Annotated in this window: 19 protein-coding genes; 7 read left to right on the top strand and 12 right to left on the bottom strand. The window is 68.8% G+C overall.

The window, feature by feature from the left end:
* Window positions 1–66 precede the first annotated feature (66 nt).
* Window positions 67–1,035, top strand: a complete 969-nt coding sequence (trxB, locus tag ABD998_RS07885; RefSeq protein WP_345437774.1) for a thioredoxin-disulfide reductase — start codon at window positions 67–69, stop codon at window positions 1,033–1,035.
* Window positions 1,036–1,097: 62 nt separating this feature from the next.
* Entirely contained in the window at window positions 1,098–1,424 is a 327-nt protein-coding gene (gene trxA / locus ABD998_RS07890; protein ID WP_345437776.1) for a thioredoxin, read from the top strand.
* Window positions 1,425–1,481: 57 nt separating this feature from the next.
* Here the strand turns inward: trxA and ABD998_RS07895 are convergent, their stop codons facing one another.
* The 6 genes from ABD998_RS07895 to ABD998_RS07920 all read right to left on the bottom strand — a co-directional run bounded on the left by ABD998_RS07895 (window position 1,482) and on the right by ABD998_RS07920 (window position 5,577).
* Entirely contained in the window at window positions 1,482–1,835 is a 354-nt protein-coding gene (locus ABD998_RS07895; RefSeq protein ID WP_345437778.1) for a tryptophan synthase subunit alpha, read from the bottom strand.
* 61 nt (window positions 1,836–1,896) lie between these two features.
* Window positions 1,897–2,154 (bottom strand): Rho termination factor N-terminal domain-containing protein, encoded by a 258-nt coding sequence (locus ABD998_RS07900; protein ID WP_345437780.1) that lies wholly within the window; start codon window positions 2,152–2,154, stop codon window positions 1,897–1,899.
* An 11-nt stretch (window positions 2,155–2,165) separates the two neighbouring features.
* Window positions 2,166–3,092, bottom strand: a complete 927-nt coding sequence (locus tag ABD998_RS07905; protein ID WP_345437782.1) for an SDR family oxidoreductase — start codon at window positions 3,090–3,092, stop codon at window positions 2,166–2,168.
* A gap of 163 nt (window positions 3,093–3,255) precedes the next feature.
* Entirely contained in the window at window positions 3,256–3,654 is a 399-nt protein-coding gene (locus ABD998_RS07910) for a VOC family protein (protein WP_345437784.1), read from the bottom strand.
* Between the two features lie 25 nt (window positions 3,655–3,679).
* A complete protein-coding gene (locus ABD998_RS07915; protein WP_345437786.1) occupies window positions 3,680–4,660 on the bottom strand; it encodes a ParB/RepB/Spo0J family partition protein in 981 nt (326 codons plus the stop codon).
* Window positions 4,660–5,577, bottom strand: coding sequence for a ParA family protein (locus ABD998_RS07920; RefSeq protein WP_425562954.1), 918 nt, complete (start codon window positions 5,575–5,577; stop codon window positions 4,660–4,662). Before ABD998_RS07920 ends, ABD998_RS07915 begins: the two co-directional genes overlap by 1 nt.
* 3,225 nt (window positions 5,578–8,802) lie before the next feature.
* Between ABD998_RS07920 and ABD998_RS07925 the strand changes: the two genes are divergently transcribed.
* Window positions 8,803–9,252 (top strand): GNAT family N-acetyltransferase, encoded by a 450-nt coding sequence (locus ABD998_RS07925; RefSeq protein ID WP_345437790.1) that lies wholly within the window; start codon window positions 8,803–8,805, stop codon window positions 9,250–9,252.
* A gap of 22 nt (window positions 9,253–9,274) precedes the next feature.
* Here ABD998_RS07925 and rsmG read toward each other — a convergent pair whose 3' ends face one another.
* The 6 genes from rsmG to rpmH are packed head-to-tail and all read right to left on the bottom strand — an operon-like array spanning window position 9,275 to window position 12,317.
* Window positions 9,275–9,913, bottom strand: a complete 639-nt coding sequence (rsmG, locus tag ABD998_RS07930) for a 16S rRNA (guanine(527)-N(7))-methyltransferase RsmG (protein ID WP_345437792.1) — start codon at window positions 9,911–9,913, stop codon at window positions 9,275–9,277.
* Window positions 9,913–10,401, bottom strand: a complete 489-nt coding sequence (locus tag ABD998_RS07935; protein ID WP_345437794.1) for a Jag family protein — start codon at window positions 10,399–10,401, stop codon at window positions 9,913–9,915. The genes rsmG and ABD998_RS07935 overlap by 1 nt, the downstream gene beginning before the upstream one ends.
* A gap of 32 nt (window positions 10,402–10,433) precedes the next feature.
* The gene (yidC, locus tag ABD998_RS07940) at window positions 10,434–11,471 is read right to left on the bottom strand and encodes a membrane protein insertase YidC (RefSeq protein ID WP_345437796.1); all 1,038 of its coding nucleotides are present in this window, start codon (window positions 11,469–11,471) and stop codon (window positions 10,434–10,436) included.
* 5 nt (window positions 11,472–11,476) lie between these two features.
* Window positions 11,477–11,827, bottom strand: a complete 351-nt coding sequence (yidD, locus tag ABD998_RS07945) for a membrane protein insertion efficiency factor YidD (RefSeq protein WP_345437798.1) — start codon at window positions 11,825–11,827, stop codon at window positions 11,477–11,479.
* The gene (gene rnpA / locus ABD998_RS07950; protein ID WP_345437800.1) at window positions 11,824–12,162 is read right to left on the bottom strand and encodes a ribonuclease P protein component; all 339 of its coding nucleotides are present in this window, start codon (window positions 12,160–12,162) and stop codon (window positions 11,824–11,826) included. The genes yidD and rnpA overlap by 4 nt, the downstream gene beginning before the upstream one ends.
* A gap of 17 nt (window positions 12,163–12,179) precedes the next feature.
* Window positions 12,180–12,317 carry a 50S ribosomal protein L34 gene (gene rpmH / locus ABD998_RS07955; protein ID WP_043595303.1) on the bottom strand — a complete coding sequence of 46 codons (138 nt, stop codon included), beginning with the start codon at window positions 12,315–12,317 and terminating at the stop codon, window positions 12,180–12,182.
* Between the two features lie 258 nt (window positions 12,318–12,575).
* Here rpmH and dnaA point away from each other — a divergent pair, with 258 nt between their 5' ends.
* The 4 genes from dnaA (at window position 12,576) to ABD998_RS07975 (ending at window position 17,299) form a co-directional block, all read left to right on the top strand.
* The gene (gene dnaA / locus ABD998_RS07960; protein WP_345437802.1) at window positions 12,576–13,967 is read left to right on the top strand and encodes a chromosomal replication initiator protein DnaA; all 1,392 of its coding nucleotides are present in this window, start codon (window positions 12,576–12,578) and stop codon (window positions 13,965–13,967) included.
* Between the two features lie 472 nt (window positions 13,968–14,439).
* Window positions 14,440–15,585, top strand: a complete 1,146-nt coding sequence (gene dnaN, locus ABD998_RS07965; RefSeq protein WP_345437804.1) for a DNA polymerase III subunit beta — start codon at window positions 14,440–14,442, stop codon at window positions 15,583–15,585.
* Between the two features lie 57 nt (window positions 15,586–15,642).
* Complete coding sequence (recF, locus tag ABD998_RS07970; protein WP_345437806.1) at window positions 15,643–16,821, top strand: DNA replication/repair protein RecF; 1,179 nt, start codon at window positions 15,643–15,645, stop codon at window positions 16,819–16,821.
* Window positions 16,814–17,299: a DciA family protein gene (locus tag ABD998_RS07975; RefSeq protein WP_345437808.1), complete on the top strand. Its 486-nt coding sequence runs from the start codon at window positions 16,814–16,816 to the stop codon at window positions 17,297–17,299. The genes recF and ABD998_RS07975 overlap by 8 nt, the downstream gene beginning before the upstream one ends.
* Window positions 17,300–17,389 lie beyond the last annotated feature (90 nt).

Below are 17,389 nucleotides of genomic sequence, written 5' to 3' on the forward strand. Positions count from 1 at the left end.
CACAGCCCGCGCGGAATAGCCCGGCCGTACCATGGGTTGGAGCATCCAGACACCCAGGAGGCGCGCGTGCGACAGCTCATCATCATCGGTTCCGGCCCCGCAGGCTTCACGGCCGCGATCTATGCGGCGCGTGCGAACCTGCAGCCGCTCGTCGTCGCCAGCTCCGTGGAGGTCGGCGGCGAGCTCATGAACACGACGGAGGTCGAGAACTTCCCTGGCTTCCCCGAGGGCGTCATGGGCCCCGACCTCATGCAGAAGATGCAGGAGCAGGCGGAGAAGTTCGGGGCCGAGATCCGCTACGACGACGTCACCGAGCTCGACCTGGCAGGCGACGTCAAGCGCGTCGTGCTCGGCAGCGGAGCCGTCGAGGAGGCGCAGGCCGTCATCTTCGCAACCGGCTCGGCGTACCGCAGGCTCGGGCTCCCCGGCGAGGACCGCCTCTCGGGCCACGGCGTCTCGTGGTGCGCGACGTGCGACGGGTTCTTCTTCCGCGAGAAGGAGATCGCGGTCGTCGGCGGCGGCGACTCGGCGATGGAGGAGGCGACCTTCCTCACGAAGTTCGCCTCGAAGGTGTACGTCGTCCACCGCAGGGACACGCTCAAGGCGTCCAAGATCATGCAGGAGCGGGCGCTCGCGAACGAGAAGATCGAGTTCGTGTGGAACGCCGAGGTCGCCGACGTGCTCGGCGACTCCGCCGTCGAGGGAATCACGCTTCGCGACACCGTCACGGGCGATACACGCGATCTCGCGATCGAGGGACTCTTCGTCGCGATCGGCAACGATCCCCGCACGCACCTCGTGCACGGCCAGGTCGATCTCGCCCCCGAGGGCACCATCGCGGTCGACGGGCGCTCGTCGCGCACCTCGGTGCGCGGCGTCTTCGCCGCCGGTGACGTGATCGATCCCTCGTACCGCCAGGCCGTCACGGCCGCCGCGTCGGGAACGGTCGCGGCACTCGACGCGGAGCACTTCCTCGCATCGCTCGGCGACGCCGGCGAGCCGGAGCCCGCCGAGGACCAGCTCGTCGAGGCGTGACCCGGGAACATCCCGCGTCGTCGCGGCGTTCCCACCGATAGATCTGAGAACAAGGAGAACCCATGAGCAACGTCAAGGCCACGACTTCGGCCACTTTCGAGCAGGATGTGCTCCAGGCCGACGGCCCGGTGCTCGTCGACTTCTGGGCGGCCTGGTGCGGCCCCTGTCGGATGGTCGCCCCGGTCCTGGACGAGATCCAGGCCGAGAACCCCGACAAGATCACGATCCTGAAGCTCAACGTCGACGAGAACCCCGACCTCGCGATGAAGTACCAGATCACGTCGATCCCCGCGATGAAGGTCTTCCAGAACGGCGAGGTGGCGTCGACCATCATCGGCGCCAAGCCGAAGTTCGCGCTCGAGCAGGACCTCGCGCCGTACCTCGGCTGACAGACTCACGTGGAGAAGGGGCCGGTCTGCGTCGCAGGCCGGCCCCTTCTCTGCGTCTCAGCGCCCGTCGACGACGCGCACGACGGCATCCCAGCGTCTGTGCGTGTTCTCCTGGCCGATGAGGCGCCAGACGGCCTTGGTGAGCTCGGGATACTCCGCCGCGATCTGGCGGAGGAGGCGCTGGTTCCGCGCGTGGGTGGGTCGCAGGCCGCCGTCGGCCTCGATGTGCTCCGCGCGCAGCGTGAACACGACGAGCTCGTCGATGGTGGGCAGGTCCTCCATGAACTCCCAGGGATCCTCGCCCTCGCGGAGCCGCTCGTGGATGAGAGCAGCGAGCTCGTCGGCGGCCTCGGCGCGCAGCACCTCGACGCTTGCGCGTCGGCGGGGGAGCGATTCGGCTGGCAGGTCCACTCGTCCAGCGTAGACGTGTGCGGCGGGCCGGGGTCCGCCGCACACGATCCCCTCACGGATCTCAGTGGTTGCGGAGGCGCTCGATGAGCTCGCCCTTCCGCAGTCGGGAGTACCCCGTGATGCCGAGCTCCCTGGCCCGGTCGCGCAGCTCGTTCACCGTGCGCTCCTCGTAGTCCTCAGCCTGCCCGCCCCGCTTCCCGACGGTCCTCCGACCGTCGCGCGCGGCGGCGTTCGCGATGCGCGCGGCCTTCTCCTTCGACGCGCCGTCCTCGCGGAGCTCCTCGTACAGCTCCTCGTCCTTGATGCTCGGATTCGGCATGACGACTCCTCTCAGAAGGGCCGGCCGCCCGTGACGGGGATCACCGCGCCGGTCACGTACGACGACTCGTCGCTCGCGAGGTAGACGTAGGCGCCCGCGAGCTCCGCGGGCTGCCCGGCGCGGCCGAGCGGCGTGTCCTGGCCGAACTCGGCCACCTTGTCGGCGGGGAATCCGGTCGCCGGGATGAGCGGCGTCCAGATGGGGCCGGGTGCCACGGCGTTGACGCGGATGCCCTTCTCCGCCAGGTCCTGGGCGAGCGCCTGCGCGAACGCGACGAGAGCCGCCTTCGTCATGGCGTAGTCCAGGAGGCCGGGCGACGGCTCCGAAGCCTGGATGGATGTCGTGACGATGATGGACGAGCCGGGAGGCATGTGGGGGACGGCCTCGCGGGCGAGCACGATGGTCGAGACGAGGTTGGTGTGGAACACCCGTTCGACCTCTGCGACCTCCATGTTCTCGATGCCGTCGCGCTGGCGCTGGTATGCGGCGTTGGGGATGAGGATGTCCAAGCCGCCGAGCGCCTCGCGCGCGGCGGCGACGAGCTCGACGGTGGCCTGCTCGTCCGTGAGGTCGACCGCGAAGGTCGCCGCGGTTCGGCCCTCCGCCTCGACGAGGCGCCGCGTCTCGTCGGCGTCGTCCTGCTCCTCGGCGAGGTGCGCGATCGCGACGTCGGCGCCTTCCCGCGCGTAGGCGATCGCGATGGCCCGCCCGATGCCGGAGTCGCCGCCCGTGATGAGCGCCTTGCGGCCGGTGAGGCGGTGGCGCCTGACCCACGACTCCTCGCCATGGTCGGGGGTCGGCGTCATCTCGCCGGTGAGTCCGGGCTGGTCCGGCTGCTCCTGGGTGGGGAACGGACCCTCCGGCCCGGCCGAGCGCGGATCGACCCCTCCGGGGGCCTGCGTCACGGTGTCGGCGGGAGCGGTGTCGTGGTGCGTCATGGGCGTCGTCCTCTCGTCTGGGGTCTCGACAGGTCGTGCTCCACCCCACGTTAGGAAGCGCGCGCCACGGCACCCACCCCCTTGACGCTCTCGACGCGCTGCCGTATCGCGGCGGCGATCCCCTCGTCCACCGCGGATGGCGCAGGAGGCCCGCAGGAGGCCCTCAGTCGCCCTGGAAGCCGATGAGCCACTTCAGGCCATGCGCATCGACCACGACGCCGTCCCAGTCTCCCCAGGGACGCTTCTCGAGCGCGGAGACCACGGTGCCGTCGATCGAGAGCTCGTCGAACCAGCGACGCAGCACCACGGCCTCGTCGTGGCCGAGGAGCGACAGCATCACCCCCGTCAGCGCGACGGCGTCCTCATCCGCCCCCGCGTCGGCCGCCTGCAACGTGACGGGCCCGCGCAGCTCGCCGTGGGCGATGTCGTCGCCGGGACCGTCCGTGCGGGAGAAGTCGCGGTAGGTGTGCAGGGTCAGTTCGCCGCCGAAGACCCGTTGGTAGTCCTCGAGTGCGGCGCGACAGGTCCCGGGGAACAGCAGGTACGGCGTGGGGGCGGTCATCCCGCCAGGGTAGTCCTCCGCCGACTCATTCGCCGTAGGCGGTCTCGCCGAGCTCCTCGAGCATCCGGTTCAGGTCCTGAATCGATGCGAAATCAATTGTGACCTGGCCTTTTCTCGCCGTCAGCTTGATCTTGACCTTGGTGCTCAGGCGGTCGCCCAGCCGTGTGGCGACGTCATCGAGGTAGGCGCGGCGTGCGCCGCCCTGCGACCGCGTCGTCCGCGGGCCGGGTGCTGCGGCCCCTGCCTCCGCCAGCCGCTTGGCGGCGGCCTCGGCGGCGCGCACCGAGAGGTCTTCGTTCACGATCTTGTCCGCGAGCTGCTGCATCTGCGCCTCGGTCTCCAGCGACAGCACCGCGCGCGCGTGACCCGCGCTCAGCACGCCGGCCGCGACCCGCTGCTGCACGTCGACAGGGAGGCGGAGGAGGCGGATGGTGTTGCTGATGCGCGGACGCGAGCGGCCGATCCGCTCGGCCAGCTGCTCCTGAGTGATGCCGAAGTCCTCGAGGAGCTGCTGGTAGGCGGATGCCTCTTCGAGGGGGTTCAGCTGGGCGCGGTGGAGGTTCTCGAGGAGGGCGTCGCGGAGGAGGTCCTCGTCGGCCGTGTCGCGGACGATCGCGGGGATCTCGGCGAGTCCGGCCTCGCGCGAGGCGCGCGTGCGCCGCTCGCCCATGATGAGCTCGTAGGTGCCGTCGCCCTTGTCGCGGACGACGACCGGCTGGAGGACGCCGACCTCCTTGACGCTCTGCACGAGCTCGGAGAGCTCGTCCGGGTCGAAGTGGGTGCGCGGCTGACGTGGATTAGGCACGATCGACGTCGGCGCGATGTGCACGAGGCGCGCCCCGGGGACCGCTACGAGCTCTTCGGCCTCCGCGTGCTCGCCGGACGCCTTCTTCGCCGGCTTCGTGTTCGAAGCGGGGAAGAAGACGTCGACCGGCCGCTCGTCGGTGAGTTCCGAGGTGGGGATGAGCGCTCCGATGCCGCGTCCCAGTCCCGTACGCTTCGCCATCAGTGCTGTCCTTCCTCTGCGTCGGCGGTGCCGCGACGCACGATCTCCAGAGCCGCCTCGCGGTATGCGATGGCGCCGGCCGAGTTCCCGTCATACGAGATCACCGTCTGTCCGAAGCTCGGGGCCTCGGACACCCGGACGGAGCGGGGGATGAAGGTCTCCAGGACCTCGGTCGTGAAGTGGCTGCGCACCTCATCTGCGACCTGCTGCGACAGTCGGGTGCGCGCGTCGAACATCGTCAACAGGATGGTCGTGAGCTGAAGCTGCGGGTTCAGGTGCTTCTGGATCATCTTCACATTGCCCAGCAACTGGCTCAGTCCCTCGAGGGCGTAGTACTCGCACTGGATCGGCAGGAACACCTCCGTCGCCGCCGTGAACGCGTTGATCGTGAGGAGTCCGAGCGACGGCGGGCAGTCGATGAGGATGAAGTGGAGCTGCTCGTCGAGGCCGTCGAGGTACTCGCCGACGGCGGTCTTGAGCCGCTGCTCGCGTGCCACCTGCGTGACGAGCTCGATCTCCGCACCCGCCAGGTGGATGTTGCTGGGCGCGCAGAGCAGGTTTTCGGACTCGGGGCTGGTGCGCACCACGTCCGCAAGGGGAGTGTCGTCGATGAGGACGTCGTAGATGCTCGGAAGCTCGGCGTTATGGGGTACGCCGAGAGCCGTCGACGCATTGCCCTGCGGATCCAGATCGATCACGAGCACGCGACCACCGAGAGACGCGATGGCCGCCGCGATGTTCACCGTGGTGGTCGTCTTGCCGACTCCACCCTTCTGGTTGGAGATCGTCATGATCCGCGTCGGCCCGGAGAAGCTGACGCTCACCCCCTCGAGGGCGCGGCGACGGGCCGAGATGTCCGCGAGTTCACGGGCGATCGGGCTGTCGTCGGGTTCGGTGATGTTCCCGGACTGTTTCACGTGAAACACTCATCCCTTCGCCACGAGCAGACATCTCCCACTCTAACGGGGGATCGCGCGCCACGCCCGTCGAGGAGGTCGCGCGCCCCGTGGTTCGTGCACATGTTTCACGTGAAACGTGCGCGCCGACCATCCCTCCCCGTTTGCCGATCACGCGGCGTGCGACGTGCGACGTGCGACGAAGCACGCACCCGCCGATCAGCGCTCTTCGTACTGACGAGCGCGCGTCCGTATCGGACGCATCCGGCCGCCTCTGCGCGCACAGCGAGACCACCGTCCCCCGCTCGCTTTCCTCTGCGCGGAGACGGCACCGCCCCGATCGCGACAGGTCACCGTCGCTGTTCGTACCCGCTCTGGTCATCGAGCGAGCGAGCCGATACGCGCCGGTCCGCCCTCGGATGACGGCGCAACTCACCCAGTGGCTCCACGACCTTCGCGGCGACCGCCACGTTCCCTGGTCAGTGAGACAGCGAAGCGAAACGGAACGCCCCGACCAAGCCCACGCCCCGGCCGCCAGGAGCGCGCAGCTCTGCGGTGCCCGCATGCATCCGGCACCCCATCGCCCACAGCCTTGACAGCATCGCCCCCGCCCCTGCAGACCCGCATCGCTGCACGGAGTCCGGTCCCCGTCTGACATGTCATCGACCGCATACCCACGGACCAGCCCGGCCGTTGAGCGGATAGGCGAAACGGGCGCCCACCCGCCATCCTTCCCACCGGTGTGCGCGCAGCCTTGCCAGACTCACATGCATCCAGCCCTCCATCACCCACCTCTACCCCCGTAGGCGCCACTCGAGCGCCCCGCACCGACACGTCTCACAGCGCCCACCCGACACGTGCCATCGACCCCAGCACACACGCATTCGTCCCGGTCATGCGCTGGCCGACCGAGACAGTACGCCCGGCGCCTATCGCCGGGCACTGCCGAGCACGCACGAGGGCGGCATTCGCATTCGGGCACTCCCGCAACCCCGCCCACGCGGGCACACCGCTGCGAGAACGTTCCAGCTTTCCCGCGGCTCGCGTCACGCGCCCTCCCACGACTCGCGGTGGTGGGCTCAGCGAAGCGAGACGGAGAGCCCGCACGCGCTGGCGCCCTCCGTACGTGATCACGGGGTCGATGCGTGGAGCTGGAGCCGTGGGGTCGCCGGTGGCATGCATGTGTCTCCGGAGAGGTCCCACGGCAAGCTCTCCCCCACGGCTCCAGCTCCACGCATCGACGAATCGACGAATCGACGACTCATGCTCAGGCGCACCCGCCAGTCGGCCATCACCGTCCATGCCACCACACGCGTCGACGACAGTGCACCAGGCTTCTGTCGCGGGCGGGCCCGATCGCGACCATCGTGCTTGTCGTGGCAACCGAACGGGTCTGGTCTCCGGCGACTCTGTTCGCACCGATCGCCACGGACCATGGCGCGCGGATCGCGCGCTGCGAGCTTGGGTTGCTCGCTCACGTGACTTCACGTGGGCGCATTGTTTCACGTGAAACGCCACGATCCGCGCGGCGCTCTGCAGGCACGCTCCCCTGCTGCAACCCTCGAATGCGGAGCGCGCGCGGATGGGGAAGCCTTCCATTGACCTGCCGCCGCCGACGCTCACACACAGGGCGCCCCGCGCCATGTGGCGCGCCATCGCGACGCAACCGCTCGCTGGTCGCCGCACCGGCTCATGGGGAGTGTCTCGAAGCGCCCCCTCGGCCCGCGCGGGAGCACACACTCACAGATGACGATGCGGCACGCGGGCGGCCGGTACTCCGACCTTCGTCGGCGACGCTTGGCCGGCGCCGGCGATGAGCGAGGACTGTGAGCCCCACAACGACGTCGCTCAACGCATCTCCGCTCAAGCGGGATGTCCACACGGTGGAGCCGCACCGCGCCTCTTTCCACCCCCCTTGCCGAGCGGTACCGGTGCAAAGCGATCAGATGGGCACTCGGCTTGTCAGACGGTCCCGTCACCCACGACTTATCCGGTGGCATCATCACCATGTGGATCGGGACGTTTCACGTGGAACACTCGAGTGCCCCCACCGCGCGGACTGCACGCGCAGTTTTCGAGATGCATTGACTCCCGCAATGCGGAGGGTTCGAACGCCGAGGATCTGTGACCGGGGAGGGGAGTGCGCCGAGTCCCGGGTCCAAATCTCGCCGACACCACGTGTCCCGCTGCTCTCCTCTCAACTGTCCACCGCGGATCGATTGGAAAGCGGCGCTCCGGCGTCACGTGCGCCGCTTCAGGCAATGACGCAGTCCGTTTCACGTGAAACATCTGAGCCGACCTGAGTCCGCATCTCACCGATCCTCGGAGTGCGAGCGATCCGCCCGCTCGGCGGCGCCACCCCGTGCTCAACAGAGAGTACGGCGACCGTCGCATGAAGGCGCCGATCCGCACAAGCGCGACCGATCCGCTCGACTCGCTCCGCACGCCAAAGTGTTTCACGTGAAACAGCGCCCACATCTGGCGGTCAGCCGAGAGCGGGCGGTGGCGTACGGCAGCATTGATCCGCCCAGTTCGTCGACGCCGACGCCGCACCACCGAGAGCCCGCGCGCACGGGAGGAGGCTGCGACGCTTCGACTTGCTCCGCCCGTTCGAAGACCGGCGTCGGACAGACCGACCGACGTAAGGCGACAGAGAGCAGGGGAGGGGCGCGGCAACCGGACAAGGATGCGCCGACCAGAGTCGGAGAGCCGGCCGACTAATGGCCGCACGTGCAACGAACCTGGACGGGACATGCACCACGCGAACGCAACAGCGCGGAAAGTGCGGGTCAAGGACACGCACGTCGACCGGGGTGCTCACGCGGCGACCGCGGCCCGACACACGACAGCCGACGCCGGATGATGTCGTGGCCAAGGGGAAGCGCACGCGGAGGCCAGGGGAGAAACGCGCACGTCGAGCAAGGCGCCCTCACGTGTCGAGCGCTGCCGACACCCTGCAGCCGAGCGCCACATACTCGACGACCGAGGCCGCATACACGGCAACCGAGGGCCGAGGCGCGGCGACCGAGGGCGGGACACGCACGGCGCGCCACGTACGGAAGCCGTGATCAGGACACGCGCGTCAAGCCACGTTCGCTCGCACCGCGATCAAGGCTGAACATGCGGCAATCGAAGTCGGAACACACAGGTCAAGGGCCGGGACATACACCACGAGCGAGGTGCTCTCACGTGATGACCGCGGCCGACGCCGCCTTCGGTCGGCAGCGATGATGTCAGGATGGAGACATGATGCTCGACATCCGGAAGGCCGGCGCGGACGACCTCGACAGCGCGACACGCCTCTTCCTGGGGTACCTCGCGTTCTACGGCAAGGATCACAGCGAGGACGCCGCCCGCAGGTTCCTCGCCGAGCGCGTCGAACATGCGGAGAGCGTGATCCTGCTCGGCCGCCGCGAGGGTGCCGACATCGCCTTCGCGCAGATCTATCCGACGTTCTCCTCCACGCGGCTGCGACGCACGTGGGTGCTGAACGATCTCTTCGTCGCCGAGCCGGCGCGCGGCCAGGGTGTCGGGCGAGAGCTCCTCCGCGATGTCGTCGCACGGGCTCGCGCGGCCGACGCCGCGCTCGTCAGCCTCCAGACCGCTGAGGACAACGTCGTGGCCCAGGCGCTCTACGAGTCCGAGGGGTTCGCGCACGGGACGGCATTCCGCTCGTACACGCGGATGATCCAGTAAATCCCAGATCAGGAACGTAAAATTAACGAACCGTCGCGCGGATGACCCTGGTCGGCTCCGCGACGACGCCCTCTCCGAGGATCTGGACGCGCACATCGGACAGCCGGTGCTTGCGGATCACCTTGGCAGCCGCCTCGATCTCCGCCGGCGCCCCCTGCCCCTTGAGGAGGATGAGCTCGCCGCCGTCCCGCGCGAGGGGCGCCGTCCACGGGATGAGCGTTCGCAGGGCAGACACAGCCCGTGCCGTCACCGCATCCAACGCGCCCTCCCAGCGGCCCGCCTCCTCCGCGCGTGCACGCTCCACGACGACGTTGTCGAGACCGAGCGCCGCCACCTGCTCCGACAGCCACACCGTGCGGCGTTCCATCGGCTCGATGAGGATCCATTGGACGTCGGGGCGCGCGATCGCGAGCACGATGCCCGGCAGACCCGCTCCGGAGCCCACGTCTCCGACACGGCCGGCAGCGGGGAACAGGGGAGCGGCCACGGCGGAGTTGAGGATGTGCCGGGACCACAGCCGCGGCACCTCGAGCGGACCGATGAGCCCTCGCTCCTCGCCGTGCTCGGCCAGCGCCGACGTGTACGCCCGCGCCAGTTCGATGCGGTCGCCGAAGAGCTCCCGCGCGACGACGGGCTCCTGCTCGAGGTCCGATGGGGCCATCAGGCGCGACGGATGACGGTGTGCCGGTCGGGGCCTTCGCCGTACGACTCGGACACGAGGCCGCGTTCAGCGGTGATGTCGTGGACGAGCTTGCGCTCGTAAGACGACATCGCCGGCAGCGAAGCCTGCGATGCACCGTCGTCGAGCTTCGCCGATGCCGCGTCGACGAGCTTCTCGAGCTGTCGACGACGGACGTCGCGGGACCCGCCGATGTCGAGGATCAGCCGCGAGAACGCCCCCGTCTCGCTCTGAACGGCGAGTCTCGTCAGCTCCTGCAGCGCCTGCACCGTGTCCGGGTGCGAGATCGACTCCAGCGAGGCGTCGTCCGACTCCACCGACACGTACGCACGACCCTGCCGCACGTCGAGCGTCAGGTCGCCGTCGATGTCGGCGATGTCGAGCAGGCCCTCGATGAAGTCGGCGGCGATGTCTCCCTCGCGCTCGAGATCGATCTCCGCGGGCGCGTCGGATGCGGGCGTCGTCGTCATGGGTTTCTCCGTGGTCGCGGTCGGTCGACGGGTCAGCTGGAGGCGGCGTCGTCGGGACGCGGCTGCTGCTTCTTCGCGCGCTTGGCGCTCATCGGCTGCTGGCGCTTGGGGGCCTTGGCGCGCTCCGCCTCCGCCTTGCGCAGGATCTCCTGCTGCTCTGCCTCGTACTCCGCGAGCGGGACGACCTTGCCCTTGCTGTTGATGGCCTTGCCCTTCCGGGCGAGGCGCTCGGCACGCGCCTTGTCGGCATCCGATCCGGGCGTGGGCATCTCGCGGATGACGAGGAACTGCTGGCACATCGTCCAGAGGTTGTTGAAGAACCAGTACGAGACGACGCCGAGCGGGAAGAAGACGCCCGAGAAGATCATCGCGAACGGGATGATGTAGAGCATGATGCGCTGCATCTGGTAGGCCTGGCCGGTCTTCGCCTCGGGGGAGAGGTTCTTCGACACGATCTGCAGCTGCGTGAAGAACTGCGTCCCGATCATGAGCGCGACCATGATGACGAGGATGACCGTCGTCGCGACCCAGCCCTCCGGCTGGTTCTGGATGGCGTCGACGAGAGTCTCGCTGAGCGGCGCCACGCCGAAGAGCTTGGCGTTGTTGAACTGCTGCGTGAGCTCGGCGCTGAGCAGACCCACGCCGCCGATGCCCTGAGCGGCGTGGTTCTTGATGTCGTAGAGGGTGTAGTACAGCGAGAAGAACACGGGCATCTGCACGAGCAGCGGCAGGCAGCTCGAGACCGGCGTCGTGCCGTGCTTCTTGTACAGCGCCATGGTCTCGCGGCTCATCGCCTCACGCGAGAGCTGATCGCGCTTGCCGCGGTATTTGTCCTGGATCTTCTTCATCTCCGGCGCGATTTCCATCATCTTGCGCTGGCTCTTGATCTGCTTCACGAAGAGCGGGATCAGCGCGGAGCGCACGATGACGACGACGCCGGCGATGGACAGGACCCAGGTGAGTCCGCCGTCGACCTGCATGCCGAGGAAGGTGAGGACGGCGTGCCAGCCGACGAGGATCATTTCGATGACCCAGCGGATGGGCCAGAGGATGATTCCGAGGAAGTCCACGGAGGTCAGTCCTTTCGTAGCGGCACGACGAAGCCGTGACGGGTGAGGTCGTAGCGGAAGCGCGGGTGGGGCGTCACGTCGTCGACACCGCCGACAGCCCAGGGATGGCAGCGGGCGAGGCGCAGGGCCGCCAGGCCCGATCCTTTCACGAGCCCGTGCTGCTGGACGGCCGTGACGGCGTACGCCGAACACGACGGGTAGTACTTGCAGACGTCGCCGTAGAGGTGCGAGATCGTCGCACGGTAGCCGTGCAGCAGCGCGAGGCCGGTGTTGCGCGGAGCGAGCGGGACGGCGCGCACGACGTCGGATACGCGAAACCGCGCCGACCCCAGGGCCGACGCGGGAAGGGCGCTCACGCCGCCGCCTTCCGGGCGAGGCAGCGCGTCACCTCGGAGCGGAGCTCCTGATAGCTCGCCGTCGCGGAGGACGGCATCGCACGGATGACGACGTCGGCGCCCGGTCGCACATCGGGCAGGGCCGACGCGCACACGGCCTTCAGCCGCCGACGCACCGTGTTCCGGGTGACGGCGTTGCCGACCGCCTTGCTCACGATGAAGCCGAAGCGGGGGTCCCGCTCCTCGCCCGTGTGCACGACGTGCGTCACCGTGGACGCACCGGCGCATCGAGACCCCCGGCGCACGACCATCCGATAGTCGAGGCCGAGGGTCAGGCGATGCTTCCGCGCGAGCACGGAACGTCTCGGGGCGGTTACGCCGAGAGCTCGGTGCGGCCCTTGCCGCGACGCGCCGCGAGGATGGCGCGCCCCGCACGGGTGCGCATGCGGGCGCGGAAGCCGTGCTTCTTGGCGCGGCGACGGTTGTTGGGCTGGAACGTGCGCTTGCTCATGGAATCACTCCGGATGGACGGTCACCGGAATCACTGCGACCGGAGACGAGAGTTGTGGAGCCCGGAACGGGCATAGGTCAACCGACTTAGAGTACGCCGAGCCGGTCGCTTCTCGCAAATGAGGCGAGAACCTGACAGTATCCCCACAGGCGGGCGCTCCCGGTGGCAGGGACACGCCACCCGGCGTCAACGCGGAGTTTGCCGTTGGCCTTCCATCCACTAGCGTGTCACGAAGTTATCCACAGGCTAGGGGAGGCCATGAGCGCGCACGACATCCCGGATGTCCCGATCTGGCGCACCGTGCTGACGGAGCTCGCCGTCGACGACCGGATCACGCCGTTGCTCGAGGGCTACCTCAGCCTCGCGGTCCCGCAGGGCGTCATGGGCGGCACGCTCTACATCGACGTGCCGAACGACCTCACCGCGGCGCAGATCAACAAGCGCATGAGGGAGCCCATCATGGACGCCCTCGAACGCATCGGGGGAGACGCGAAGAGCTTCCGCGTGTCGGTGAACCCCGACCTCACCGAGACCGCCTTCGACGCCCCGCCCCCTCCTGTCGCGGTCGAGGCCGCCCAGCGGCCCGTGGCGCCGTCGAGCCCGCCGCCTGCCCCCTCCCGTGATGACACGCGCCTCAACCCCAAGTACACGTTCGACAACTTCGTCATCGGACAGTCGAACCGGTTCGCGCACGCGGCCGCCGTCGCCGTCGCCGAAGCGCCCGCGAAGGCCTACAACCCGCTGTTCATCTACGGCGACTCCGGCCTCGGGAAGACCCACCTCCTCCACGCGATCGGCGACTACGCGCTCAACCTCTATCCCGGGGTGCGCGTGCGCTATGTCTCGAGCGAGGAGTTCACCAACGACTTCATCAACTCGATCGCCAACAACCGCGGCGCCGCCTTCAACGCACGCTACCGCGAGGTCGACATCCTGCTGATCGACGACATCCAGTTCCTGCAGGGCAAGGCCGAGACGCAGGAGACGTTCTTCCACACGTTCAACACGCTGCACGACCACGACAAGCAGGTCGTCATCACGAGCGACGTGGCGCCCAAGCTCCTCACGGGCTTCGAGGACCGCATGCGCAGCCGTTTCGAGTGGGGCCTCATCACCGACGTCCAGGCACCCGACCTCGAGACGCGCGTGGCCATCCTGCGGAAGAAGGGGCAGGCCGAGCGCCTCGACATCCCCGACGACGTCGTGGAGTACATCGCCTCGAACGTCTCGACCAACATCCGCGAGCTCGAGGGCGCCCTCATCCGCGTCTCCGCCTTCGCGAGCCTCAACCGGTCTCCCGTGTCGCTCGAACTCGCCCAGACGGTGCTCCGCGACATCGTCGACCAGGCCGAGGACACCGTCGTCTCGCCGAACGACATCATCAGCGTCACGGCCGGCTACTTCAAGCTCACGGCCGACGACCTGCACGGCTCCAGCAGGGCGCAGTCGGTCGCACAGGCGCGGCAGATCGCGATGTACCTCTGCCGGGAGCGCACGAGCCTCTCCCTCCCGAAGATCGGGCAGCTCTTCGGCGGGCGCGACCACACGACGGTCATGTATGCCTACCGGAAGATCAACGAGCTCATGAAGGAGAAGCGCTCGATCTACAACCAGGTGCAGGAGATCACGACTCAGCTCGGACGCCGCTGACACGGTCGCGACACCGCCGCAAGGGCCCGGAGATGAACATCTCCGGGCCCTTGCGCGTCATCCCGGCGTCATATGCCCGAACGCGCGCTTGACGCGATGCCCGCCGACCCTCTATAACGAGTTCTCCCCATGTGAAAACTCCTGTGGATAACTGGGGAGACACGCCTGTCGCCCTGTGGGGGACACGCCACGCAGGTGTGGAGCGGCCTGTGATGGCGCGATCGGGGCCCCGACGCCCCTCCACGGGTCGTCCGCAGCCCGTCCACAACTCACACACATGTCGTTCCCTACTCCCGACTCGCCTCCACAGAGTTATCCACACTGTCCACAGCGGTTAACACGGTTAAGAGATCTCTCTTTCTCAGAGGGCCTCCGATGACCTTCTCGATCGAACGCGACGGACCAGGGCACTAGCATGGGAAACCCGCGGGGCACGACCCCGCCCGAAGTTGTGATCCGAGGGGAGCGACACGTGAAGTTCCACGTGAACCGCGACGTCTTCAGCGAGGCCGTCTCATTCGTCGTCAAGCTGCTGCCGCAGCGCAACCCCCAGCCGATCCTCGCCGGAGTCCTCATCGAGGCGGACGCCGACGGCACGCTCGCCCTGTCGGCCTTCGACTACGAGGCCTCGGCGCGCACGACGATCGACGCCACCGTCGACGAACCCGGCACGATCCTCGTCCACGGCCGTCTCCTCTCCGACATCGCGAGCCGGCTGCCGAACCAGCCGATCCAGATCTCCACCGAAGACGACGGCAACATCTCGCTGACGTGCGGATCGGCGAGCTTCGCGCTCGCCTCGATGCCCGTCGAGGAATACCCGGCGATCCCGGAGGTCACCGGAGAGTCCGGCCTCGTCCCGGGTGACGACTTCGCGACGGCGATCTCGCAGGTCGCCTTCGCCGCATCGCGCGACGACGTCACCCCCGTTCTGACGGGCGTGCAGCTCGAGGTCTCCGGGACGGGTCTCAGCCTCGTCGCCACCGACCGCTACCGCGTGGCCGTCCGCGACATCCCCTGGGACGGCAGCGAGCAGCAGGCGACGGCGCTCGTCCCCGCGCGCACGCTCCAGGAGGTCGGCAAGACCTTCTCGCACGGCGGCAACATCTCGATCGCGTTCTCCGGCGCCGGCGACCGCGAGATCATCGCCTTCACAGCCGGCAACAAGACCGTGACGTCGCTGCTCATCAAGGGCAACTTCCCGCCCGTGCGCCGGCTGTTCCCTGCGCAGACCGAGCACTACGCGGTCGTCAGCACGGCGGACCTCGCCGAGGCCGTCCGCCGCGTGTCGCTCGTGCTCGACCGCTCCGCCCCGCTCCGCTTCACGTTCTCGACCTCGCAGGTCACGATGGACGCCTCGGGCGGAGACCAGGCGAGGGCGTCGGAGTCGGTCGACGCGCACCTCGGGGGCGGCGACGAGGTCACGCTGGGACTCAACCCGCAGTACCTCCTGGAGGCGCTCGGCGCGGTGAAGAGCGAGTTCGTCCGCGTGACGTTCACCTCGAGCGACAACGCCAACAAGCTCAGCCCCATCCTCATCACGAGCCAGACGTCGGTCGATCAGGCCGGCCAGGACTCGTTCAAGTACCTGCTGCAGCCCAACCTGCTGCTGAGGTGACGCCGCGCGAGCGAAGCGAGCCGCTGAGAGGTCGTTGACCGGAAGGAGGCCGAGACCATGATCGTGGAGCATCTCAGCCTCGTCGACTTCCGCAACTACGCGCAGGCTGAGCTCGCGCTCGAGCCCGGTCCCAATGTGCTCGTCGGGCGGAACGGGCAGGGGAAGACCAACCTCGCCGAGGCCATCGCGTACCTCGCGACTCTCGGATCGCACCGGGTGTCGGCGGATGCGCCGCTCGTCCGCGACGGCAAGGATGCCGCCTTCGTGCGAGCGCGTCTGGCGCACGGCCAGCGCCGGGTCACGCTCGAACTCCAGATCAACAAGCAGGGCGCGAACCGTGCGCGGGTGAGCGGATCGCCCGTGCGCGCGTCCGAGCTGCCGCGCTACGCGCAGGTCGTGCTGTTCGCGCCGGAGGATCTGCAGATCGTGCGCGGGGATCCGTCCCAGCGTCGGCGCTTCGCCGATCAGCTCCTCGTGCAGCGCACGCCGCGGATGGCCGGGGTCATCGCCGACTACGAGCGCACGCTCCGGCAGCGCACGGCGCTCCTGAAGTCGGCACGCGCCCGCCGGATCACCGGCACGCAGCTGTCGACGCTCGACGTCTGGGACGACAAGCTCGTCGCCCTCGGATCCGAGCTCATCGACGCCCGCACACGACTTGCACAGGATCTCGCCGAACCCGTGGCGGCCGCCTACGCCGGTGTCGCCGGCGAAGACCATCGGCCCCGCCTCGCCTGGGCCCTCTCCGTACGCGGAGGAGATCCCGAGGAGGGCGACGCGCACGAGGACGAGGCCGCCGGCACGACGGCCGAGCTGTTCCGCGCGGCCCTCGCCGCCCGCCGTCCACAGGAGCTCGAGCGCGGGCTGACCCTGGTCGGCCCCCATCGCGACGACCTGCTCCTCACCGTCCGAGGTCTCCCCGTCAAGGGATACGCATCCCACGGCGAATCGTGGTCGGTCGCGCTCTCGCTGCGGCTCGCGTCGGCGGAGCTCCTGCGCGGAGAGTCCCAGGGCGGCGACCCCGTGCTCATCCTCGACGACGTTTTCGCCGAGCTCGACGCCCATCGACGCCGGCGTCTCGCGGGCGTGGTCGCCGGCTTCGAGCAGGTCGTCGTCACCGCCGCGGTGGCGGCCGACGTGCCGGAGCCGCTGCGTGCGAACGCCGTCCGCATCGAGGCGGGAGCCGTCCTCGGCCCGCTCGCCGACCATCCGATCGGGCCTTCGTCCGATGAGTGAGCCGGACATCCCCGAGACCATCGCCACCTACCTGCGGCTGCGCGGCCTCGAGCCGAGCAAGCGGTATCGGAAGAAGCGGCGGGTCGTCGACGACGACGACAAGGACGCCCCGTTCGCCCCGGGGCGCGATCCGAAGCCGCTCGGCGAGGCGCTCGACGTGCTGACGCGCTCGAGCGGCTGGGAGCCGAACCTGCAGCGCGAGGACCTCGCGCTCAACTGGGAGGAGATCGCCGGGCCCGAGAACGCCGCGCACTCCCACATCGAGACGTTCTCCAACGGCGTCGTGGTCGTGCGCTGCGACTCCACACCCCGCAGCAAGCAGATGCATCTCATGCGCGCCCAGTTCCTCACACGCGTCATCCAGGTGTATCCCGAGGCGGGGGTCACCGACATCCGCTTCTTCGGGCCGGACGTGCCCTCGTGGAATCACGGCATCAGACGCGTTCCAGGCCGGGGCCCGCGCGATACCTACGGGTAGGACGGGTGGGATCGTGGACCGGGTCTTTTTCTCGCGTCAGGCGGGCTGTGAACGCCGTTCTCCCGGCATCCGCGCGGTAGACTGGGAGGG

Source organism: Microbacterium gilvum (genome assembly GCF_039543865.1).
GTDB classification, from domain to species: domain Bacteria; phylum Actinomycetota; class Actinomycetes; order Actinomycetales; family Microbacteriaceae; genus Microbacterium; species Microbacterium gilvum.